Genomic DNA, 18617 nt, shown 5'->3' with positions numbered 1-18617 from the left:
TTGAAAATGCCCGACGCTTTTTCGTCTCCCCGCTTACAGAAGTAGTGAAATTTCAATGTCTGATTCCCGTACCGAAGAATCCGTAGTCACCTTGCAATCCAAAGCTGAATACGAAAACGCCATCAATCTTTCACAGCATGTGCCAGCGGCCAAGAACATCAGTGAAATGGTGCTGGACGCGTTCCATACCTCCAAGGAAAGCGACCAGATCCGCGAGTTGCGCGTGGCCATCCGCCAGGCCCACGACGCCTTTGACGATGACAAGGCCTACGACCTGATGGGCCAGCTCAAGCAGCTCAAGGACGCCGAAGCCGCCGACAACGCCGCCCTCGAAGACCTGAGCAGCAAGTTCTCGATCAGCCGCATCCTTTCCAGCTTCAAGGACGACCCAGAGTTCCAGGAACTGGTCTACGGCCTGGCGCTGAAGGTGCTGAACCAGACCCACCAGGCCATCAGCAACCCAAGCGCCGGCAAAGGCAAGGCCGCACGGGTGAAGAAGGAAGTGGAAGTGTTTGTGATCAGCAAGGATGGCATCAGCGTCACCCTGCCATTACGCACACCGCGCTCCAAACTCAATGTCGACCGCGAGGCGCTGGAATTCCTCGGTTTCAACTTTGTGGGTGAAGGCGACGAGGCCGAGCTTGAGAGCGAGACCTTTGTGGATAACTCCGGTGCCGAGCAGCCTTTGACGCGCAAGAGCATCGTCACCGCGCTGCAGCAGCAGACGGCGTTTGACGGCTACAGCATCGCCCAGCAATAAGCCGCCGCACCACCTCTCTAATGTGGGAGCGGGCTTGCTCGCGAATGCGCAGTGTCAGTCACTTTATTTGTTGATTGATACACCGCTTTCGCGAGCAAGCCCGCTCCCACAGGGGTTCTGCGGTACTTTCAGAGTTCAATAAAAAGCCCCGCTCTTCTCTCGAAGGCGGGGCTTTTCATTGCATCCCAACTCAGTGGGCGTAAGTCAGCAGCAACTCTTTCGGCACCTGGAAATCCAGGGACATCATCACGCTCAAGGCGGTGATGGTGAAGATCGAGAAGACGAACAACTTGCGCGCCCAGACGGTGTCATCCACCGCCTTGTAGCCGGTCCAGGCCATGTACAACCAGTACATGCCCATGGCCGCGGCGACGGCGAGGTAGCTCATGCCGGCGTAGCCACTGAAGGTCAACATCAAGGTCGCCACGAGGAAAGCCAGGATGTAGAGCAGGATGTGTTTCTTCGCCACCTGGATGCCGCGCTTGACCGGCAATACCGGAATCGAAGCCGCCAGGTAGTCGTTGAAACGGAAGATCGCAATGGCGTAGGAGTGCGGCATCTGCCACAGGCTGAACATCACCAGCAGCACCAGCGCGGCCATGTCGAAGCTATTGGTCACAGCCACGTAACCAATCACCGGCGGCATCGCCCCCGACAGACTGCCCACCAGCGTGCCGTGAACCGACTTGCGCTTGAGGTACAGGCTGTAGAGGCCGACGTAGATGACAAAACCGATCACGGCAAACAACGCCGCCAGCGGATTGGCCACCGTGTACAGCAATGCCACGCCGGCAACACCGAGGACGGTCGCAAAGATCAGTGCCAGTTTCAGGGAAATAAGGCCCTGGACCAGCACGCGATTCTTGGTGCGCTCCATCTTGATATCGATGTCACGGTCGATGCAGTTGTTGAACACGCAACCGGAGGCCACAACAAGGGAAGTGCCGATCATTGCCGCCAGGAAGATGGCCAGATCGACATGCCCCTTGGAGGCCAGGAAGAAACCGCCTGCCACAGAAAGCACGTTACCGAAAATGATCCCCGGTTTGGTGATTTGGATAAAGTGCTTAAGCGACATCGGGTCTTACCTCACTTCGCCATCATGTAGGTGTGGATGCTGAACATGATCCACAACGACAGGCCAACCAGCAGCAGGATCACAATGGCCGTGAACACAAACGCAATCACGTTGTTGCGCTGGGCCTGGGAGCGATCCAGGTGCAGGAAGTAATACAGGTGGACAACCACCTGGATCACCGCGAACAACAGCACGATAGCCAATGTGGTGGCCTTCGGCAGGGTCGGGTACATCACCAGGCCGAACGGGATGATCGTCAGGATCACCGACAGGATGAAGCCGATAGCGTAAGACTTTACGCTGCCGTGGCTCGCATCATGGCTGTCATGGGAGTGTGCATTAGCCATTACAGAGTCCCCATCAAGTAGACAACGGTGAAGACGCAGATCCAGACCACGTCCAGGAAGTGCCAGAACAGGCTCAGGCAGCTCAGGCGCGTCTTGTTGGTCGACGTCAGGCCATGCTTGTTGACCTGGTACATCATGATCGCCATCCAGATCAGACCAGCGGTTACGTGCAGACCGTGGGTACCGACCAGGGTGAAGAACGCCGACAGGAAGCCGGAACGGCTAGGGCCGTAGCCTTCGGAGATCAGCAGGTGGAACTCGTTGATCTCCATGGCGATAAAGCCAAGGCCGAGCAGGAAGGTCAGGCCCAGCCACTTGAGCACGCCTGCCTTGTTGCCACGGAAGAACGCCAGCATGGCGAAGCCGTAGGTGATCGAACTGAACAGCAGCAAGGCGGTTTCGCCCAGTACGTAGTTCAGTTCGAAGATGTCGTGGCCCGACGGGCCACCCGCTACGTTGTTTACCAGTACCGCGTATACCGCGAAGATCGATGCAAACAGGATGCAGTCGGTCATCAGGTAGAGCCAGAAACCGTATACGGTCATCTCGCCCGCGTCGTGGTGGTCATCGTGCCCATGGTCATCGACATGGGCGTGTCCAGCATTGGTCACTAAGTTCGACATGGTTTAAGCCTGTTCCAACGAGGTTTCAACACGGTTGGCCGGAATCTTCTTCTCGGCTACCAGGCGAGCGTGCTGCTCGGCTTCGATGCGCTCGATCACGTCGACCGGCACCATGTAGCCTTGATCATCACGAGCCGCGTGGATCACGAAATAGATCACGGTGCCAGCCAGGCTTGCGATAGCCAGCCACCAGATGTGCCAGATCATCGCGAAACCGAAGACCGTCAACAGCGCGCCCATCACCACGCCAGTGGCGGTGTTGTTCGGCATGTGGATCGGCGAGTAGCGCACAGGACGCTGGTACGCCGTACCGTTTTCCTTGGCTTCGGTGAACGGGTCGATGGTCTCGGCCTTAGGCAGCACGGCGAAGTTGTAGAACGGTGGTGGCGACGAGGTCGACCATTCCAGGGTGTGTGCATTCCATGGATCGCCGGAGTCGCAGGCGTTTTGCTTGCGGTCACGGATACTCACGTACAGCTGGATCAACTGGCAGGCGATACCGACAGCGATCATCACCGCACCGAACATGGCGACGTACAGGTACGGCACCCACTCAGGGTTGGTAGTGGCGTTCAGACGACGGGTCATGCCCATGAAGCCCAGTGCATAGAGCGGCATGAACGCGACGAAGAAGCCGGTGATCCAGAACCAGAATGCAGCCTTGCCCCAGCCTTCGTGCAGCTTGAAGCCGAACGCTTTCGGGAAGTAGAAGCTGAAACCAGCGATGTAGCCGAATACCGCGCCGCCGATGATCACGTTGTGGAAGTGAGCGATCACGAACAGGCTGTTGTGCAGTACGAAGTCAGCACCCGGGATGGCCAGCAGTACGCCAGTCATGCCGCCGATGGCGAAGGTCACCATGAAGCCCAGGGTCCACAGAACCTGGCTGGTGAAGCGCAGGCGGCCGTGGTAGATGGTGAACAGCCAGTTGAATAGCTTCACCCCCGTTGGGATCGAAATCAGCATCGTCGCCAGGCCGAAGAAGGCGTTGACGCTGGCCCCCGAACCCATGGTGAAGAAGTGGTGCAGCCAAACCATGAAGCCCAGCACCGAGATCGCGCCGGAGGCGTAGACCATCGAGTGGTGACCAAACAGGCGCTTGCCGGTAAAGGTCGAGATCACTTCGGAGAAGATACCGAACGCTGGCAGGATCAGGATGTACACCTCAGGGTGACCCCATGCCCAGAACAGGTTCACGTACATCATTGGATTGCCACCAAGTTCATTGGTGAAAATGTGGAAATCCATGTAACGGTCAAGCGTCAGCAGTGCCAGGGTAGCGGTCAGGATCGGGAACGAAGCCACGATCAGGACGTTGGCCCAGGTGCAGGTCCAGGTGAAGATCGGCATGTCCATCAGTTTCATGCCTGGGGTACGCATTTTCAGCACGGTGGCCAGGAAGTTGACCCCCGTTAGCGTCGTACCCAACCCGGATAACTGTAGCGCCCAGATGTAGTAATCCATCCCCACGCCCGGACTGTATTGCAGCCCCGACAACGGCGGATAGGCAACCCAACCGGTCTTGGCGAATTCGCCGACGCCCAGGGACAGGTTGATCAGCACGACGCCGGAAACCAGCAGCCAGAAGCTCAGGGAGTTGAGGAACGGGAACGCAACGTCACGCGCACCGATCTGCAGCGGCACTGCCAGGTTCATCAGGCCGGTGAAGAAAGGCATCGCCATGAAGATGATCATGATCACACCGTGGGCGGTGAAGATCTGGTCATAGTGTTCAGGCGGCAGGTAGCCAGGCGAACCTTCGGTGGCCATGGCCAACTGGGTCCGCATCATGATGGCGTCGGCAAAACCGCGCAGCAGCATGACCATGGCGACGATGATGTACATCACGCCGATTTTCTTGTGGTCGACCGACGTCAGCCACTCGGTCCACAAGTAGGTCCACTTCTTGAAGTAGGTGATTGCCGCAAACAGCGCCAGACCACCCAGCGCGATCATGGCGATGGTCACCATCACGATCGGCTCGTGGAATGGGACCGCTTCCCAACTTAATTTACCAAACATCGTTTACTCCTCTGCCCCGGCAGCTGAATGCGAATTTGCGTCCGTCCCTTCCACAGCAGCCACTTCTTTCTTCTCGTGCTTGACCGGCTTGCCTGGCTTCATCCCTTCATACTTATCGATGATTTTCTGAAACAGGTCCGGCGTGTACGAGGAGTACAGCTCTACAGGGTTGTTCTGGCTTGGCTTGGCAAGGGCTTCGTATTCAGCTTTTTCAAGCTGTTTTGGTGAGCTCTTGGCTTCTTGTACCCAGGCGTTGAAGTCTTCCTGAGTGGTGGCGATTGCTTTGAATTTCATGCCGGTAAAGCCCGCGCCGCTGTAGTTGGCGGAGATACCGTCGAGCTCGGCGTTCTGGTTGGCAATCAGGTGCAGCTTGGTCTGCATGCCCGCCATCGCGTAGATCTGGCCACCCAGGCCCGGGATGAAGAACGAGTTCATCACCGCATCCGAGGTCACTTTGAAGTTGATCGGGGTGTTGGCCGGGAACACGATCTTGTTGACGGTAGCGATCCCTTGCTCGGGATAGATGAACAGCCACTTCCAGTCCAGCGCGACCACTTCGATAGTGATTGGCGGCACGTCGGATTCCAGCGGACGGTAAGGGTCCAGCTCGTGGGTCGACTTATAGGTGATGTAACCCAGGGCGATGATGATGAGTACAGGTACCAGCCACACCGCGATCTCGATCTTGGTGGAGTGCGACCACTTCGGCGCGTAGGTGGCCTTGGTGTTGGACGCGCGGTATTTCCAGGCGAACGCGAAGGTCATCACGATCACCGGCACCACGACCAACAACATCAGCAGCGTAGCGGTGATGATCAGGTTACGTTGCTCCACGCCGACCTGACCCACAGGGTCGAGCAGCGTCCAGTTGCAGCCTCCCAGCAATAACATGCCGAAAAGCGGCACTATGCCTAGTAATCGGGTGTACCTGTTTTTACTCATCTCACGACCTCTAAAGCAGCTTGCGCAATGCAGTTGGGTTTTGATCGCCAACACTTCACCCTGCCAAGGGTTGGCATTTCTCTTCGATTGAATAAGGGCCTGCCCGGCGCTTCATGCGCTGATCGACACGTCCAGGTCTGGCGGTGAATTCTTATTCGATTTCGTTGGTCAAAGGCCTTGTTACAGACCAATTCCATTTGGTGCGGATAGTTGAAAGGCTGCCGGCACCTGGGGTCGCATGAAGCAATGTTTTCGCCTCTCGACCGCCCTATTTGCTCAGGGTTGAGCAGCACCGGACACTCAGTGCGGGCGATTGTAGTTAGCTAGCGATGTATAAACCATGACTTATAAAGAAATAATTTTTATCGATTCCAGCAATAATCCTGCGCCATTGTTGCAAAGGTTCGGGATCGTATCGCGTTTGATTCTCAACAAAAACCACAAAAAATGCCGTGTTATTGCCCATTGTGTCGCACCCAAGGGGTCCTTCCCGGGTCGCCAAACCCCAGGCAAGCCCTCTAAAAACAAGGCATTCGTAGATCACCGCAAGTTCTGCAACGCACGCCGTTCGCGGCTCGGCTCCAAGCAGAAAGTGACAGGTAAAAGCAACTGCCCGAGGGTGGATTAACCGGCAAACCCAGGGGTAGGAAACCTCCTGCGGCACCTTCACTGTGACAACGTGTCGCACTTCGCGCACCGCCAATCTTGTCCAGCGTCACGGTCCGTTCACAAAATGCCCACACACAAAAACGCCCCGGCCTGCATCAGCAGGACCGGGGCGTTTTGTAGGACGATTTAAGCGCTGTGCTTGCGATTGCGGTAAATGCCCAGGGGCACCAGGATCACCGTCAACACGAACGCCACCAGCGCCCACTGGGCCAGGGACAAGCCCAGTACCGGCGGGTACGGCGTGCTGCAGAAACCATCGACCTGGAAGCCCAGGGGGAAGATCTTCGCCAGGGGCAGGTCATCGACAATCGGCTGCAGTACATCGACACCGCAACTGATGGCCGGATAGAACTGGGTATACACATGGTGCCCGGCGGCAGCGACACCACCCAGGGCGCTGAGCACCACCAGCACTTCAAAGACCGTGACACTGCGCTGGGTGCGCATCGCCGCGCCAATAAAGGCAAAGAGCGCAATCAGCAACAAGGCATAACGCTGCAGGATGCACAGTGGGCATGGCGCTTCACCCAGCACTATCTGCATATAGAGCGCGCCACCGATCAGCGCCAGGCAGATAATCCCCAGCAACACCAAAAAGCGCCGCTCACGCGCTAACCGCATTTCGTCAATCATCCCCGTTTCCCTTTGCCTAATGATGGGTGTGCCAATGGCCGCAAGTTTACACACAGGAGGTGAAAATTTAGCAGTAGGCAGCGGGAGGGTAGGCAAAACGGGTTAACGGCACATTAATGTGGTGGTCTTTCGGGCCTCTTCGCGAGCAAGCCCGCTCCCACATTTGAATGTATTCACAGATCAAATGTGGGAGCGGGCTTGCTCGCGAAGAGGCCAATGCGGTGTTGAAGAGCGGCCGCTTATTCCAGCGCCGCCGCCGGCCCGAAGAACTCATACCGGCTCTGCTTTTCAGGCACACCCAAAGCCTTGAGGTGACGCTTGATCGCACTCATAAACCCCTTGGGCCCGAGGAAGTAGGCATCCACATCACGCTCCTCAGGCAACCACGCCGCCAGTTGCTCCTGGGTCAGCATGCCGAGCTTGTCCGCCGCCGGGCTGATGCCGTCGTCTTCGGCGTAGCAGTAGAAGCGCTGCAGTTGCGGGTGACGCGCGGCCAGGGCATCGACCCAGTCGCGAAACGCATGCACGCCACCATTGCGCGCGCAGTGGATAAAGTGCACCGGGCGCTCGGTCGCCAACGCCGCTTCCAGCATCGGCAGGGTTGGCGTGATGCCCACACCGCCACTGATCAGCACCAGGGGTTTGTCGCTGTCCACCAGCGTGAACTCCCCCGATGGCGGGAACAGGTCGATGCTCGCCCCCACGTGCATCTGGTCATGCAGGTAATTGGACACGCGCCCGCCCGCTTCGCGCTTGACGCTGATGCGGTATAGGCCCGCATCGGTACGCGCCGACAATGAATAGTTGCGGCGCACTTCTTCGCCATCGAGGATCAGCTTCAGGCCGATGTACTGGCCGGGCTCAGCGGCGAGGATCGGGCCGTTGTCCACCGGGGCAAAGTACAAGGAGATGATTTCACTGCTCTCCTCCACGCGCTTGACCAGCAAAAACGGGCGCGCCCCGCGCCAGCCGCCAACGGCCTGGGCTTTTTCGTCGTAGATGGCACTCTCTGCGCCGATCAGGATATCAGCCAGTTGCCCGTAGGCTGCGCCCCATGCACTCATCACTTCAGGGGTGGCGATTTCATCACCCAGCACCTCGGAAATCGCCCGCAGCAGGCAGTTGCCGACAATCGGGTAATGCTCCGGCAGGATTTGCAGGGCCACGTGCTTGTTGATGATCTTGGCCACGAGGTCGCCCAACTGATCCAACTGGTCGATGTGCCGGGCGTACATCAGCACACCGTTGGCCAAGGCGCGAGGCTGGTCGCCGCTGGCCTGGTGGGCCTGGTTGAACAGCGGGCGCACTTCGGGGTACTCGGACAACATCATGCGGTAGAAGTGGGTGATCAGGGCTTCACCACCGCTTTCGAGCAGCGGCACAGTAGATTTGACGATGGCACGGTCTTGAACGCTAAGCATGGGGAGACTCCTGAGCCTTTGGGCTTCTGAATGATTACCTTGGGATACTCAGTATTCGTGCCAAAAAATAATCCGTTAGTTATCAATGACTTAAATTAACAGTAGTCAATATGACTTCCCACAACTTATAGTCATTAGGACTACAAGGAGTCATTATGACTGCACACTCCCTGCTCACCACCCTGCTGCCACTGGTTGCCGACCTTTCCCGCGAACTGCCGGAAGGCGAGCGCTACCGACGCCTGCTGCAAGCCATGCGCACCCTGCTGCCCTGCGATGCCGCCGCACTGCTGCGCCTGGACGGCGAATGGCTGGTGCCGCTGGCGGTGGACGGCTTGAGCCCTGACACCCTGGGGCGACGCTTCAAGATCAGCGAACATCCGCGCTTTGCCGTGCTGCTGAGCAGCCCCGGCCCAACCCGCTTTGATAGCGACAGCGAATTGCCCGACCCCTACGACGGCCTGGTCGATGGCCTGCACGGGCACCTGGAAGTCCACGACTGCATGGGCTGCCCGCTGTTTGTCGACGACCATCCCTGGGGCCTGCTGACCCTGGATGCCCTCGACACCGAACGCTTCGAGCGCGTTGAACTGGACGCCTTGCAGGCGTTTGCCAGCCTCGCCGCCGCCACGGTCAATGTCGCCGAACGCATGGAACACCTGGCCTTGCGCGCCGAGGACGAACACCAGCGTGCAGAAATCTATCGCCAGGCCAGCGGCCAGCAGCACAAGGAAATGATCGGCCAGAGCAAGACCCACAAACGCCTGGTGGAAGAAATCAAGCTGGTGGGCGGCAGTGACTTGACCGTGTTGATCACCGGCGAGACCGGGGTCGGCAAGGAGCTGGTGGCCCAGGCCATTCACGCAGCCTCGCCCCGTTCAGAGAAACCGCTGATCAGCCTCAACTGCGCAGCACTGCCAGAGACCCTGGTGGAAAGTGAGCTGTTTGGCCACGTTCGCGGCGCGTTCACCGGGGCGCTGAACGAACGGCGGGGCAAGTTCGAGCTGGCCAATGGCGGCACCTTGTTCCTCGATGAAGTGGGCGAGTTGTCGCTGGCGGTCCAGGCCAAGCTGTTGCGGGTGTTGCAAAGCGGACAGTTGCAGCGACTGGGTTCGGATAAGGAGCATCAAGTGGACGTGCGCTTGATCGCCGCCACCAACCGTGACTTGGCCGAAGAAGTGCGCAACGGCCGTTACCGCGCCGACTTCTATCACCGCTTGAGCGTGTACCCGCTGCAAGTTCCGGCCTTGCGTGAACGCGGGCGCGACGTGTTGCTGCTGGCCGGTTTCTTCCTGGAACAGAACCGCTCGCGCATGGGCCTGGGCAGCCTGCGCCTGACCAGCGATGCCCAGGCGGCGTTGCTGGCTTATGGCTGGCCCGGGAATGTGCGAGAGCTGGAACACTTGATTGGCCGCAGCGCGCTGAAAGCCTTGGGCAACCACCGGGAGCGGCCGAAGATCCTCAGCCTCAGCGCCAAGGACCTGGATTTGCCGAGTGAAGCGGCGCCGCTGATTGAGGAACAGGCCGAGCTAGCCGTGGTGACCGGTGACTTGCGCCAGGCCACCGAGCATTACCAGAGGCAAGTCATCAGCGCCTGCCTGGAACGCCATCAGCACAACTGGGCCAGCGCCGCCCGCGAACTGGGGCTGGACCGCGCCAACTTGGGGCGCATGGCCAAACGCCTGGGCCTGAAGTAACCCCGATCAAACTGTGGGAGCTGGCTTGCCTGCTCCCACATCAGATTTGCTTCGATTCCCAAAGCGGACTCACAGGCGTAATCGCTCGGGTCTTACGAAACACCAACACATTCCCCAGCATCACCAGCACCAACCCGCACAGCGCCGGGGCGGTCCACTGGTAGCCTTCGAGCAGCGCCGAGACGTTCAGCGCCACCACCGGGAACAACACCGTGCAATAGGCCGCACGCTCCGGGCCCATGCGGCCGACCAGGGTCAGGTAGGCGGTAAAGCCGATCACCGAGCCGGGGATCACTAGGTACAGCAACGAGCCGATGTAACGGGTGTTCCATTCCATTTCAAAAGGAATGCCCTGGATCACGCAGTACAACGCCAGCATCGATGCGCCGTAAGCCATGCCCCAGGCGTTGGTGGTCAACGGCTTGAGCCCGGCTTTCTGTTGCAGGCTCGACAGCATGTTGCCCGCCGAGAAACACATCGTCCCCAGCAACGCCAGGCCCAAGCCCAGCAGCGTCTCGGGGCTGGCGGTATGCCCGACCAGTTCCGGCCAGAACAACAACCCCAGGCCGAGCAACCCGAGGCCGCCGCCCAGCAACACGTTACGTGCCACTTTCTGCCCGAAGAACACTCGGGCATTCAAGGCATTCCATAGCGTCGCGGTGGAGAACACCACGGCCACCAGGCCACTGGGGATCCATTGGCTGGCGGTAAGGAAGCACATGAAGTTCACGCAAAACAGGCACAAGCCCTGGGCCAGGCAGATCAGGTGCCCACGGCGGTTCATCACCTGCAATTTGCGACTGAGCAGCAGCAACACAAACAGCACCAGTGCCGCCAGGCCGAAGCGATAGACGATGGATGCCGCAATTTCCACCACACCCAGTTGCCATTTGAGGGCGATCCAGGTGGTGCCCCAGATCAGCACGGTCAGTAAGTACAGGGATAGGTTCATGGCGCACTCCGGTGGTTGAGCCACAGTTTCACCCCGACTGGCTGCCAGGCACTTGCAGATTCTTGCGCTTTTGTCGGGCCGAGGGATCACAGCGCCAGCCGCCGGGAGTAGGATGCAAGGCGTCGGAGAGAACCCCATGTCTGCACTGGAAAACCTACAAGTCTTCAAAGCCCTGAACAGCTCGCCCAACGCTCGCCTTGAGCTGAGTGCCGAGCTGGGTGACGGCTTGTCTGCGGCTTTGTGGAGCAACCACCACGACGCCCAGGACTACGAGGCCCCCAGCCATCACACCCTGTCCTGCTACGTCGGCGGTGGCACTGAGACATTTCGCCGTGGCCAGCCCGGCACCAAGGGCGGTCCCGACAAATTGTGCATCCTGCCCGCCGAGCATCAGTCGGCCTGGGTGATCAACGGCGAAATCCGCCTGGCCCATGTGTATTTCAGCCCGGAGCAATTTGCCCTGGGTTGCGTCACCCTGCTGGACCGCGAACCCCGGGCGCTGCAACTGCGCGAAAGCACGTTCCTGGAAGACCCGCAGCAGGCCGGGCGTTTTCACCGGTTGATCGGCCTGAACTGGCAGGAGCCCGCCGAACGCCTGCTGACCAGCAGCCTGGCCCATGAAATGCTCAGCCACACCCTGCTCAGCCAGGTCGGCCTGCGCGAAGGTTTGCGGCTCAAGGGTGGATTGGCCGCACACCAACGCCGGCAGTTGGTGGAATACATCGAACAGCAACTGGCCGAGCCGCTCAGCCTGGGGCAATTGGCGGGGTTGTGTGCGTTGTCGGAGTACCACTTTGCGCGGATGTTTCGCACCAGTTTCGGCCTGCCGCCTCACCAATATGTGCTGGCCCGCCGCCTGGTACGGGCCCAGGCCATGTTGCGCGGCGGATCACTGCCATTGGGGGAGATTGCCCTGGCGTGCGGGTTTTCCAGTGCCAGCCACTTTACCAACCGGTTTCGCCAGGCGATGGGCGCGACACCGGGTGAATACCGGCAGGCGTTCCAACCCCGCCCCCTGTAGGAGCGAGCTTGCTCGCGAAAAACCTGAGGCCAATGCGGGCAGCCAGGTTCCCCGCGTTAGCGTTAACGACCTTCGCGAGCAAGCTCGCTCCTACAAGGGGCTTTGGGCCAGGGCCGTTGCCAACTGGTTTCGCCAGGAACTCCAACCCCGCCGCTGTAGGAGTGAGCTTGCTCGCGAAAAACCTGAGGCCAATGCAGGCAGTCAGGTTCCCCGCGTTAGCGTTAACGACCTTCGCGAGCAAGCTCGCTCCTACAAAGGACTGTCGCCACACGGTCTTCCACAGCCTTGATCCGGCTACCCTCTACCACGTAGTTATTGGTCAGCATCGAAAACACCAACCGCCGCCCACTCGCATCGGTGAGGTAGCCCGTCAACGAAGACACCCCACCCATCGAACCCGTCTTGGCCTGCAGGTTGCCTTGTGCCGCGGTCCCGCGCAGGCGGTAACGCAGGCTGCCGCCGCTCAGCCGATCCGGGTTGCCGGCAATCGGCAGCGCGTCGTACCAGGCGTTAAACCACGGCTGCTTGCCCATGGCCAGCAGCAGGTCGGTGAAGTTCTGCGCCGACACCAGGTTACGTCGCGACAAACCGGAGCCATCCACCTGGTTCAGCGTTGCCGGGTCCAGGCCTTGGCGGCGCAGAAAATCCGCAACCGCTGCCACACCCGCCGCCGCTGTCCCGGCATTCGCCTGTTGTCGCCCCATGGCCTTGAGCAGTGCTTCGGCCATGCTGTTGTTGGACAGCTTGAGCAGCGGCCTGATCAGCTCCTGCAACGGCGCCGACTGGTGTGTCGCCAGCACAGTGGCGTTCGCCGGGCTCACACCTCCGATCACCCGCCGACCCTGCACGCTGATCCCCTGCTCCGCCAGGGCCTGGGCAAACAGATTGGCCACCAGTTGCGTCGGCTCCCACACGCTGACCCACTGGCGGCTTTGCGTCCCCGGCTTGAGGGTGCCACTGAGGCGCAGCAGGTTGCTGCCATGCTGGCGATTGAGCCCATAGCTGTTGCCTGGGCCACTGACGGCCAGATTGCTCAGTTGCACATAATCGGTAGGTGGGCTGAGGGTGACGCTCAGCGGTTGGCCGACCGCCACAGGCGCCTTGGCCGTGACGATCAAGGTGCCCGCATCAAAATCGGCATTGGGTGACACCGTCAGCGCGGAAATCTGCGCGCCGTAATACTTGTCTTCGTCGTCATGGGCCCAATCCACGCCCAGGCGTTCGGCGTCGAACCAAGTGTCATCGAACACCAAATCGCCCTGGATCTGCTGGATGCCCTGCGCGGCCAGGCTCGCCGCCAGCGCCTGGTAATCGGCCCACTGGATCGTCGGGTCGCCCAGGCCGCGCAGGTACAGATTGCCCATCAGGCGTGTGCCTTGTTGGCTGCCATTACTCAGCAACTGCGTAGAAAACCGATACTGCGGGCCCAGCACATCCATGGCCGCCGCCGTGGTCAGCAGTTTCATGCTGGAAGCCGGCACCAGCCGCGTGCGTGGGTTGTGCTGGTACAGCGTGTTGCCGCTGCGGGCATCGCGCACCATCAGGGAAACGCTGGCACCGGCCAGGGCCGGATCGGCCAGCAATTGGTCCAGTGCCTGCTCGCTGGTTTTCGAAGACGTGGCACAGCCACCCAACAACAGGCTCAAGCCCACCAGCATGGCACTGGCGTGTATCCATCGTCCCAACTGCATCAAACCGTCCCGGCAATCATCAAAGACCGCAACGCTAGCAGCTCACGCCGCCAGCGTCATCGCCAATGATCAGAACTCCAGGGTGCTGGACAACGTCACCTGGCGCGCATCGCCCATGGACACAAACAGACGGCTGACGGCCGAGGTGTAGTAAGTACGGTCAAACAGGTTCTTTACGTTGAGCTGGAACTTGACCTTCTGCCCGTCGACCTTGGTGTCGTAGGTGGCAAACGCATCCGCCACGGTATAGCCCGGCAAGTCGAAGCTGTTGAGGGCATCGCCGGCACGCTCACCGACATAACGCGCACCGGCACCGACGCGCAGTTGATCGCCGCCGACGACAGTGCCGAAGTCGTACACGGCTGAAACAGAGCCGGAATTCTTCGCCACGTTTTGCAGGCCCTTGCCTTTGTAGGTCGGGTCTTCGGTGACTTCGGCATCGGTGTAGGCGTAGCTGCCGATCAGGCTCCACTGCTCGGTCAATTGCCCGCTCAGGTCCATTTCCAGACCACGGGAACGTACCTTGCCGGCGACGCTGTAGATCGAGGTCGCGCCCTCGGTGATCGACACCAGCACGTTGCGCTTGTGGATATCAAACAACGCCACGTTGGCGGTAATGCGCCCCGGCATATCGAGCTTGGCCCCCAGCTCCCAGGACTTGGATTCTTCCGGGGCGATGCTGCCGTCGATCACCATCTTGTTGTCCAACGGCGCGATGGTGGAGTTGGGTTTGAACGATTCGGTGTAGCTGCCGTAAAACGACAGCGCATCGGTATAGCGGTACACCAGACCGGCGCGGGGCACCCACTTCTGGCCGTTGCTGTCGGTGTTGGCGGTGAACGGCCGGCCTTTGCCGGCGTACTGGTCGTACTCCTGGAAGCGGGCGCCACCGACCAGGATCCACTGGTCGGTGAGGTGGATGGCATCCTGGAAAAACACCGAGTCGCTGCGCAGCAGATCGGTCTGGTTGCTGTCCGGCGCGCTGACCGTGGTGCCGGCCACTTCGCGGCCATACACCGGGTCGTTGTAATTGAACACACTGCGGCTGGCTTGGCGGATCAGGTCGGCGCGGTAGATTTTGCGGTACTCGTCATCCAGGCCGAACACCAGGTCATGGCGCATGCCGGCCACATCCACCTTGCCTTCGAGGCTGACGGTGGTGAAGCGGTCGGTGGTCAGCGCGCCCTGGGTGCCGTCCATGTTGCGGTTCAGGGTGCCATTGGGGTTGACCTTGGTCACGCGCACTTGGCTGGCGTCGTAGGTTTCGCGGTTCCAGCTGTAGCCGAAATGGGCCTTCCAGTCGTCATTCAGATCGTGGTCAACCTCGAAGCGATACAGGTCGGAGCGGCCTTCCATATTGTTGAACGACTCGTCCAGGCGGCGCGTGGCGGGGATGTTCAGTGGGTGGTTGGTATTCGGGTCGATGGCTGTGCCACGGTCGAACGGCGAGAGGAATTCGCGGTGCTCGTAGGCCAGCAACACTTTGGTGTTGTCGCCGTACCAGGCCAGGGACGGTGCGATCAGGCTTTCGCGGTAGGTGCCAAAGTTGCGCCAGTAGTCTTCATCCTGATGATCGACAATCAAGCGGTAAGCCAGGCCGCTGTCGCCGATGGGGCCGGTGGTATCGAGGTTGCCGCCGCTGCCGTTCTTGCCGCTGCCATAGCTCGAGCCGCGCACAGTAAGAGCGGTGGATTGGGTCAGCTCGGGTTTCTTGCTGACGATATTGATCACCCCGCCCGGGTCCTGGATGCCATACAACAACGACGCCGGGCCCTTGAGCACTTCGACGCGCTCGGCGGTTTCGTTCAGCGCCCGCCCCTGCACCACCGGCATGCCGTCGCGCATGACCGAGCCATTGCGGTTATCCCCAAAGCCACGCAGCATCACCGCATCCTGGGTGCTGCCCAAGGTGTTGGCCTGGGTGACGCCGCTGATGTTGGTCAATGCATCGTCGAGGTTGCGCGGCACCTGGTCGCGCATCACCTGGGCCGGCACGATGTTCACGGTTTGCGGGGTTTCCAGCAGCAAGCCCTGGGAGCGCATCACCGAACTGGTGGGCGGTGGCTGGTAGCTGGTGGCTTGCTGCGGGTTCACGCCGCTGATGGTCGTGGCGCCGAGGTTGACCGCGCCTTCGGTAGGCAGCGGCTCCAGGGCCAGGGTGCGCGCGTCGATCTGGCGGAAGGTCAAGCCGGAACTGCCCAGCAGGCGCTGCAGGGCCTGGGCCGCACTCATCTGCCCAGTGACGGCCGGGGCATTGAGGGTGTAGGGCGCTTCGTCGGTGTAGACCACGCTGATGCCGGTCACGCGACTGAAATCGCTCAGTGCCTGGGGCAACGGTTTGGCCTGGAGTGCAAAGTTGAAGACCGTGCTTTGCTGTTGCGCATCCGCCGCCTGCGCCAGGCTCAGCGGCAATACCGCCAGACCTGAAGCGGCCAGAAGGGAGGCTCCCAGCCACTGTTTAACCGAACCGCCTGCCGCCGACTTTGCCCTGGACTTCATGCTTGAGAACCCGTGTAGAAAACGCCGTTAATGCGAATTGATCGCAGTTTCAAGCACTACACGGATGGCGTGGGGTTTTACCTCAGGTGAAATTGAAAATAATTTCACCCTCAGCCTTTATTCTTGTTTTTTGCCCCACCCTGGCGGGCCTTGAAGCGTGGGTTGGATTTGCAGATCACATAGATCCGCCCACGGCGCTTGACGATCTGGCAGTCGCGGTGACGGTTTTTGGCTTCTTTGAGTGAGGACAGGACTTTCATGGGGGAGGCTCCTTCGCTTTAATGTAATAACATATCATAAATACAAATAAGAACAGTTATCAACTCTCTCACTCACCCATTCCCTGTAGGAACTGGCTTGCCAGCGATGAGCATAGGTATCTACACAACTTTCAGAAACTGACGAACTCTCCTGTGGCGAGCGGGCTTGTCGGAACGCCGCATCGCCCGCGCTGGGCTGCGAAGCAGCCCCAAAAAGCCCGCCGCATTTCTTCAGGTAAACCGCGATGGCAGGGTTTAGGGCTGCTTCGCAGCCCAGCGCGGGCGATGCGGCGTTCCGACAAGCCCGCTCGCCACAACTGCGCTATCTGCCTGGATCTAGGCGTTGCGGCAAAGTTGTGTAGATACCTATGCAGCGATGAGGCCCCCAAGACCTACGCTGCTCTTGACGACGCCATCGCCGGCCGGCTCCTACAGGGGTGTGGATAGTTTTTAGCGAACGACGATCAGCCGGCCCAGCACATTGTGCTGCTCAAAACCCAGCACTGCTTGCAATGCCTTGAGCACCGCCTCGGGGTCCTTGCTCGGGAAGCTGCCGCTGACCCGGCGGGCGCCGAGTTGGTCATTGAGCAGCAGGATGCGGCCGGGGTAGTAACGGCCAAGGTCCTTGACCACATCGGCCAATGGGGCCTTGTAGTAGTTGAGCCAGCCGTCGCGCCACCCCAGGCGTGATTCACTGTCCACGGCATGCCGCTCATCAGCCACACCCTCGACGTAGGTCACTTGCTGGCCGGCCGTCAGAATCTGCTGAGTACCCTGGGCAGAAGGCGTCACCCCTACCCGCCCCGACAACACCGTTACCTGGGCGCCCGCCGGTTGCAGGCGCACTTCAAACTGCGTGCCCAGCACCCGCACTTCGCCGCTGTCGGCGTGCACCACAAAGGCTTGCCCTGTGTGGGCGACATTGAAAAAACCGGCGCCACGACGCAGTTGGATATGCCGCTCGCCCTGGCTGAAATCCACGGCAATCGCGCTGTCGGCATCCAGGGTGATTTGGCTGTGATCGGCCAGGGTCACGGTTTTGACTTCACCCGGCGCGCTGACGTAATCGGCGCCCAGGTCGTCGGCCCAGCGCTGCGGCTGCCAACCGGCGCCCATCGACACCATCAACACCAGGCAAGCCGCCATCGCCAGTGCCACAGACCAGCGGCGCATACGGGCGGGTTTCGCGCCATCCATGGCCTTGAGGTAACGCTGCAAGGCCAAGGCATCTTCGTCGGCCAGGGTGCTCGCCGGCACTTCGCTCAACTCCCACAACACCTGGGCCTGGGCATACGCCTCGACATGGGCCGGGTCGGCGCGCAGCCAGTGGCTGAACGTGGCCTGGTCGCCACTGCTCGGCGCATCGTGCAGCAGGCTGAGCCAGGCCAGGGCGGCCTGTTCCTGGGCGGGCGTCGGGGTGACGTTCACGGTGCTTTCCCTGGCGAGCGTGGTGGTGGGGGTTCACGAAGGCTGGCTTTGCAGGCTTCGAGGGCGCGCATCATATGTTTTTCCACGGCACTTTGGGACAGGCCCATGGCCTTGGCGATTTCTGCGTATTTGCGCCCGTGGATGCGGTTGAGCAAAAAGATCTGCCGCGTACGCTCCGGCAAACTGCGCAGCGCCGCTTCCACATGGCGCAGATCGTTGCCCGCTTCCAGCGCGGCCTGGGGCTCGGAGCCGTGATGATCCTGATGTTCCGGCAACCAGCCTTCATTGCCGCGCACCCGCGCGCCTTCGCTGCGCAAGTGGTCGATGGCGATATTGCCGGCGCAGCGCAGCAGGTAGGTGCTGAGTTCTTCGACCTGCACCAGGGGCCGGCGCCAGAAGCGCAGGAACAAGTCCTGCACCAGGTCCGCGGCCGTCGCCCGGCAGCCTACGCGGCGGCTGACCAACGCCTCCATCTGTGAGCGCTGAGACAAAAATACCTGCAGGAAATGTGCACGCCCGCCCGACGATTCTGCGTGGGGGTGATCCTGGGGTTCGGGCGGTGTGCTGATCATCG

At 60.4% G+C, this 18617-nt stretch carries 17 protein-coding genes and 1 pseudogene; 5 read left to right on the top strand and 13 right to left on the bottom strand.

What is annotated here, in order from left to right; all coding sequences use genetic code 11:
- Positions 1-55 precede the first annotated feature (55 nt).
- Positions 56-760, top strand: coding sequence for a hypothetical protein (locus GDV60_RS05685; protein WP_029300219.1), 705 nt, complete (start codon positions 56-58; stop codon positions 758-760).
- Positions 761-950: 190 nt separating this feature from the next.
- On the opposite strand, the gene cyoE is transcribed toward GDV60_RS05685, so the two are convergent.
- The 5 genes from cyoE to cyoA are packed head-to-tail and all read right to left on the bottom strand — an operon-like array spanning position 951 to position 5772.
- On the bottom strand, positions 951-1838 hold the full coding sequence (cyoE, locus tag GDV60_RS05680) for a heme o synthase (protein WP_029300217.1): 888 nt from the start codon (positions 1836-1838) through the stop codon (positions 951-953).
- A gap of 11 nt (positions 1839-1849) precedes the next feature.
- On the bottom strand, positions 1850-2185 hold the full coding sequence (gene cyoD / locus GDV60_RS05675; protein ID WP_029300215.1) for a cytochrome o ubiquinol oxidase subunit IV: 336 nt from the start codon (positions 2183-2185) through the stop codon (positions 1850-1852).
- The gene (cyoC, locus tag GDV60_RS05670) at positions 2185-2808 is read right to left on the bottom strand and encodes a cytochrome o ubiquinol oxidase subunit III (RefSeq protein ID WP_029300213.1); all 624 of its coding nucleotides are present in this window, start codon (positions 2806-2808) and stop codon (positions 2185-2187) included. Before cyoC ends, cyoD begins: the two co-directional genes overlap by 1 nt.
- Before the next feature lie 3 nt (positions 2809-2811).
- Positions 2812-4830, bottom strand: a complete 2019-nt coding sequence (gene cyoB / locus GDV60_RS05665) for a cytochrome o ubiquinol oxidase subunit I (RefSeq protein WP_029300211.1) — start codon at positions 4828-4830, stop codon at positions 2812-2814.
- Positions 4831-4833: 3 nt separating this feature from the next.
- Complete coding sequence (gene cyoA / locus GDV60_RS05660; RefSeq protein ID WP_029300208.1) at positions 4834-5772, bottom strand: ubiquinol oxidase subunit II; 939 nt, start codon at positions 5770-5772, stop codon at positions 4834-4836.
- Positions 5773-5799: 27 nt separating this feature from the next.
- On the opposite strand from cyoA, the pseudogene GDV60_RS26995 reads away from it, so the two are divergent.
- Both GDV60_RS26995 and GDV60_RS05655 read left to right on the top strand, forming a co-directional pair.
- Positions 5800-6014, top strand: a pseudogene (locus tag GDV60_RS26995) (hypothetical protein).
- Positions 6015-6112: 98 nt separating this feature from the next.
- Complete coding sequence (locus GDV60_RS05655) at positions 6113-6400, top strand: hypothetical protein (RefSeq protein ID WP_139273553.1); 288 nt, start codon at positions 6113-6115, stop codon at positions 6398-6400.
- Positions 6401-6567: 167 nt separating this feature from the next.
- Here the strand turns inward: GDV60_RS05655 and GDV60_RS05650 are convergent, their stop codons facing one another.
- On the bottom strand, positions 6568-7074 hold the full coding sequence (locus GDV60_RS05650) for a disulfide bond formation protein B (protein WP_159906561.1): 507 nt from the start codon (positions 7072-7074) through the stop codon (positions 6568-6570).
- Between the two features lie 239 nt (positions 7075-7313).
- On the bottom strand, positions 7314-8495 hold the full coding sequence (hmpA, locus tag GDV60_RS05645; RefSeq protein ID WP_029300203.1) for an NO-inducible flavohemoprotein: 1182 nt from the start codon (positions 8493-8495) through the stop codon (positions 7314-7316).
- Positions 8496-8650: 155 nt separating this feature from the next.
- Between hmpA and norR the strand changes: the two genes are divergently transcribed.
- Entirely contained in the window at positions 8651-10192 is a 1542-nt protein-coding gene (gene norR / locus GDV60_RS05640) for a nitric oxide reductase transcriptional regulator NorR (protein WP_029300201.1), read from the top strand.
- A gap of 40 nt (positions 10193-10232) precedes the next feature.
- On the opposite strand, the gene GDV60_RS05635 is transcribed toward norR, so the two are convergent.
- A complete protein-coding gene (locus GDV60_RS05635; protein ID WP_159906559.1) occupies positions 10233-11144 on the bottom strand; it encodes a DMT family transporter in 912 nt (303 codons plus the stop codon).
- A 136-nt stretch (positions 11145-11280) separates the two neighbouring features.
- On the opposite strand from GDV60_RS05635, the gene GDV60_RS05630 reads away from it, so the two are divergent.
- The gene (locus GDV60_RS05630; RefSeq protein ID WP_104911639.1) at positions 11281-12165 is read left to right on the top strand and encodes an AraC family transcriptional regulator; all 885 of its coding nucleotides are present in this window, start codon (positions 11281-11283) and stop codon (positions 12163-12165) included.
- A gap of 221 nt (positions 12166-12386) precedes the next feature.
- On the opposite strand, the gene dacB is transcribed toward GDV60_RS05630, so the two are convergent.
- The 5 genes from dacB to GDV60_RS05605 form a co-directional block, all read right to left on the bottom strand.
- Positions 12387-13856 (bottom strand): D-alanyl-D-alanine carboxypeptidase/D-alanyl-D-alanine-endopeptidase, encoded by a 1470-nt coding sequence (gene dacB, locus GDV60_RS05625; RefSeq protein WP_092233701.1) that lies wholly within the window; start codon positions 13854-13856, stop codon positions 12387-12389.
- Positions 13857-13925: 69 nt separating this feature from the next.
- The gene (locus tag GDV60_RS05620) at positions 13926-16355 is read right to left on the bottom strand and encodes a TonB-dependent receptor (protein ID WP_092233698.1); all 2430 of its coding nucleotides are present in this window, start codon (positions 16353-16355) and stop codon (positions 13926-13928) included.
- Positions 16356-16465: 110 nt separating this feature from the next.
- Positions 16466-16615 (bottom strand): type B 50S ribosomal protein L36, encoded by a 150-nt coding sequence (gene ykgO, locus GDV60_RS05615; RefSeq protein WP_020297337.1) that lies wholly within the window; start codon positions 16613-16615, stop codon positions 16466-16468.
- A gap of 450 nt (positions 16616-17065) precedes the next feature.
- Positions 17066-18043, bottom strand: coding sequence for a FecR family protein (locus GDV60_RS05610; protein ID WP_159906557.1), 978 nt, complete (start codon positions 18041-18043; stop codon positions 17066-17068).
- Entirely contained in the window at positions 18040-18615 is a 576-nt protein-coding gene (locus GDV60_RS05605; protein ID WP_029295516.1) for an RNA polymerase sigma factor, read from the bottom strand. Before GDV60_RS05605 ends, GDV60_RS05610 begins: the two co-directional genes overlap by 4 nt.
- Positions 18616-18617 lie beyond the last annotated feature (2 nt).

It is taken from the genome of Pseudomonas sp. DTU12.1, assembly GCF_009873475.1.
Lineage (GTDB): Bacteria > Pseudomonadota > Gammaproteobacteria > Pseudomonadales > Pseudomonadaceae > Aquipseudomonas > Aquipseudomonas proteolytica.
The sequence above is the reverse complement of the archived record's forward strand: the minus strand, read 5'-3'. Positions and strand labels throughout refer to the sequence as shown.

Coding starts and splice junctions, on each gene's coding strand:
- GDV60_RS05685 (WP_029300219.1), top strand. CDS start 56: ATGTCTGATTCCCGTACCGAAGAATCCGTAGTCACCTTGCAATCCAAA.
- cyoE (WP_029300217.1), bottom strand. CDS start 1,838: ATGTCGCTTAAGCACTTTATCCAAATCACCAAACCGGGGATCATTTTC.
- cyoD (WP_029300215.1), bottom strand. CDS start 2,185: ATGGCTAATGCACACTCCCATGACAGCCATGATGCGAGCCACGGCAGC.
- cyoC (WP_029300213.1), bottom strand. CDS start 2,808: ATGTCGAACTTAGTGACCAATGCTGGACACGCCCATGTCGATGACCAT.
- cyoB (WP_029300211.1), bottom strand. CDS start 4,830: ATGTTTGGTAAATTAAGTTGGGAAGCGGTCCCATTCCACGAGCCGATC.
- cyoA (WP_029300208.1), bottom strand. CDS start 5,772: ATGAGTAAAAACAGGTACACCCGATTACTAGGCATAGTGCCGCTTTTC.
- GDV60_RS05655 (WP_139273553.1), top strand. CDS start 6,113: ATGACTTATAAAGAAATAATTTTTATCGATTCCAGCAATAATCCTGCG.
- GDV60_RS05650 (WP_159906561.1), bottom strand. CDS start 7,074: ATGATTGACGAAATGCGGTTAGCGCGTGAGCGGCGCTTTTTGGTGTTG.
- hmpA (WP_029300203.1), bottom strand. CDS start 8,495: ATGCTTAGCGTTCAAGACCGTGCCATCGTCAAATCTACTGTGCCGCTG.
- norR (WP_029300201.1), top strand. CDS start 8,651: ATGACTGCACACTCCCTGCTCACCACCCTGCTGCCACTGGTTGCCGAC.
- GDV60_RS05635 (WP_159906559.1), bottom strand. CDS start 11,144: ATGAACCTATCCCTGTACTTACTGACCGTGCTGATCTGGGGCACCACC.
- GDV60_RS05630 (WP_104911639.1), top strand. CDS start 11,281: ATGTCTGCACTGGAAAACCTACAAGTCTTCAAAGCCCTGAACAGCTCG.
- dacB (WP_092233701.1), bottom strand. CDS start 13,856: ATGCAGTTGGGACGATGGATACACGCCAGTGCCATGCTGGTGGGCTTG.
- GDV60_RS05620 (WP_092233698.1), bottom strand. CDS start 16,355: ATGAAGTCCAGGGCAAAGTCGGCGGCAGGCGGTTCGGTTAAACAGTGG.
- ykgO (WP_020297337.1), bottom strand. CDS start 16,615: ATGAAAGTCCTGTCCTCACTCAAAGAAGCCAAAAACCGTCACCGCGAC.
- GDV60_RS05605 (WP_029295516.1), bottom strand. CDS start 18,615: ATGATCAGCACACCGCCCGAACCCCAGGATCACCCCCACGCAGAATCG.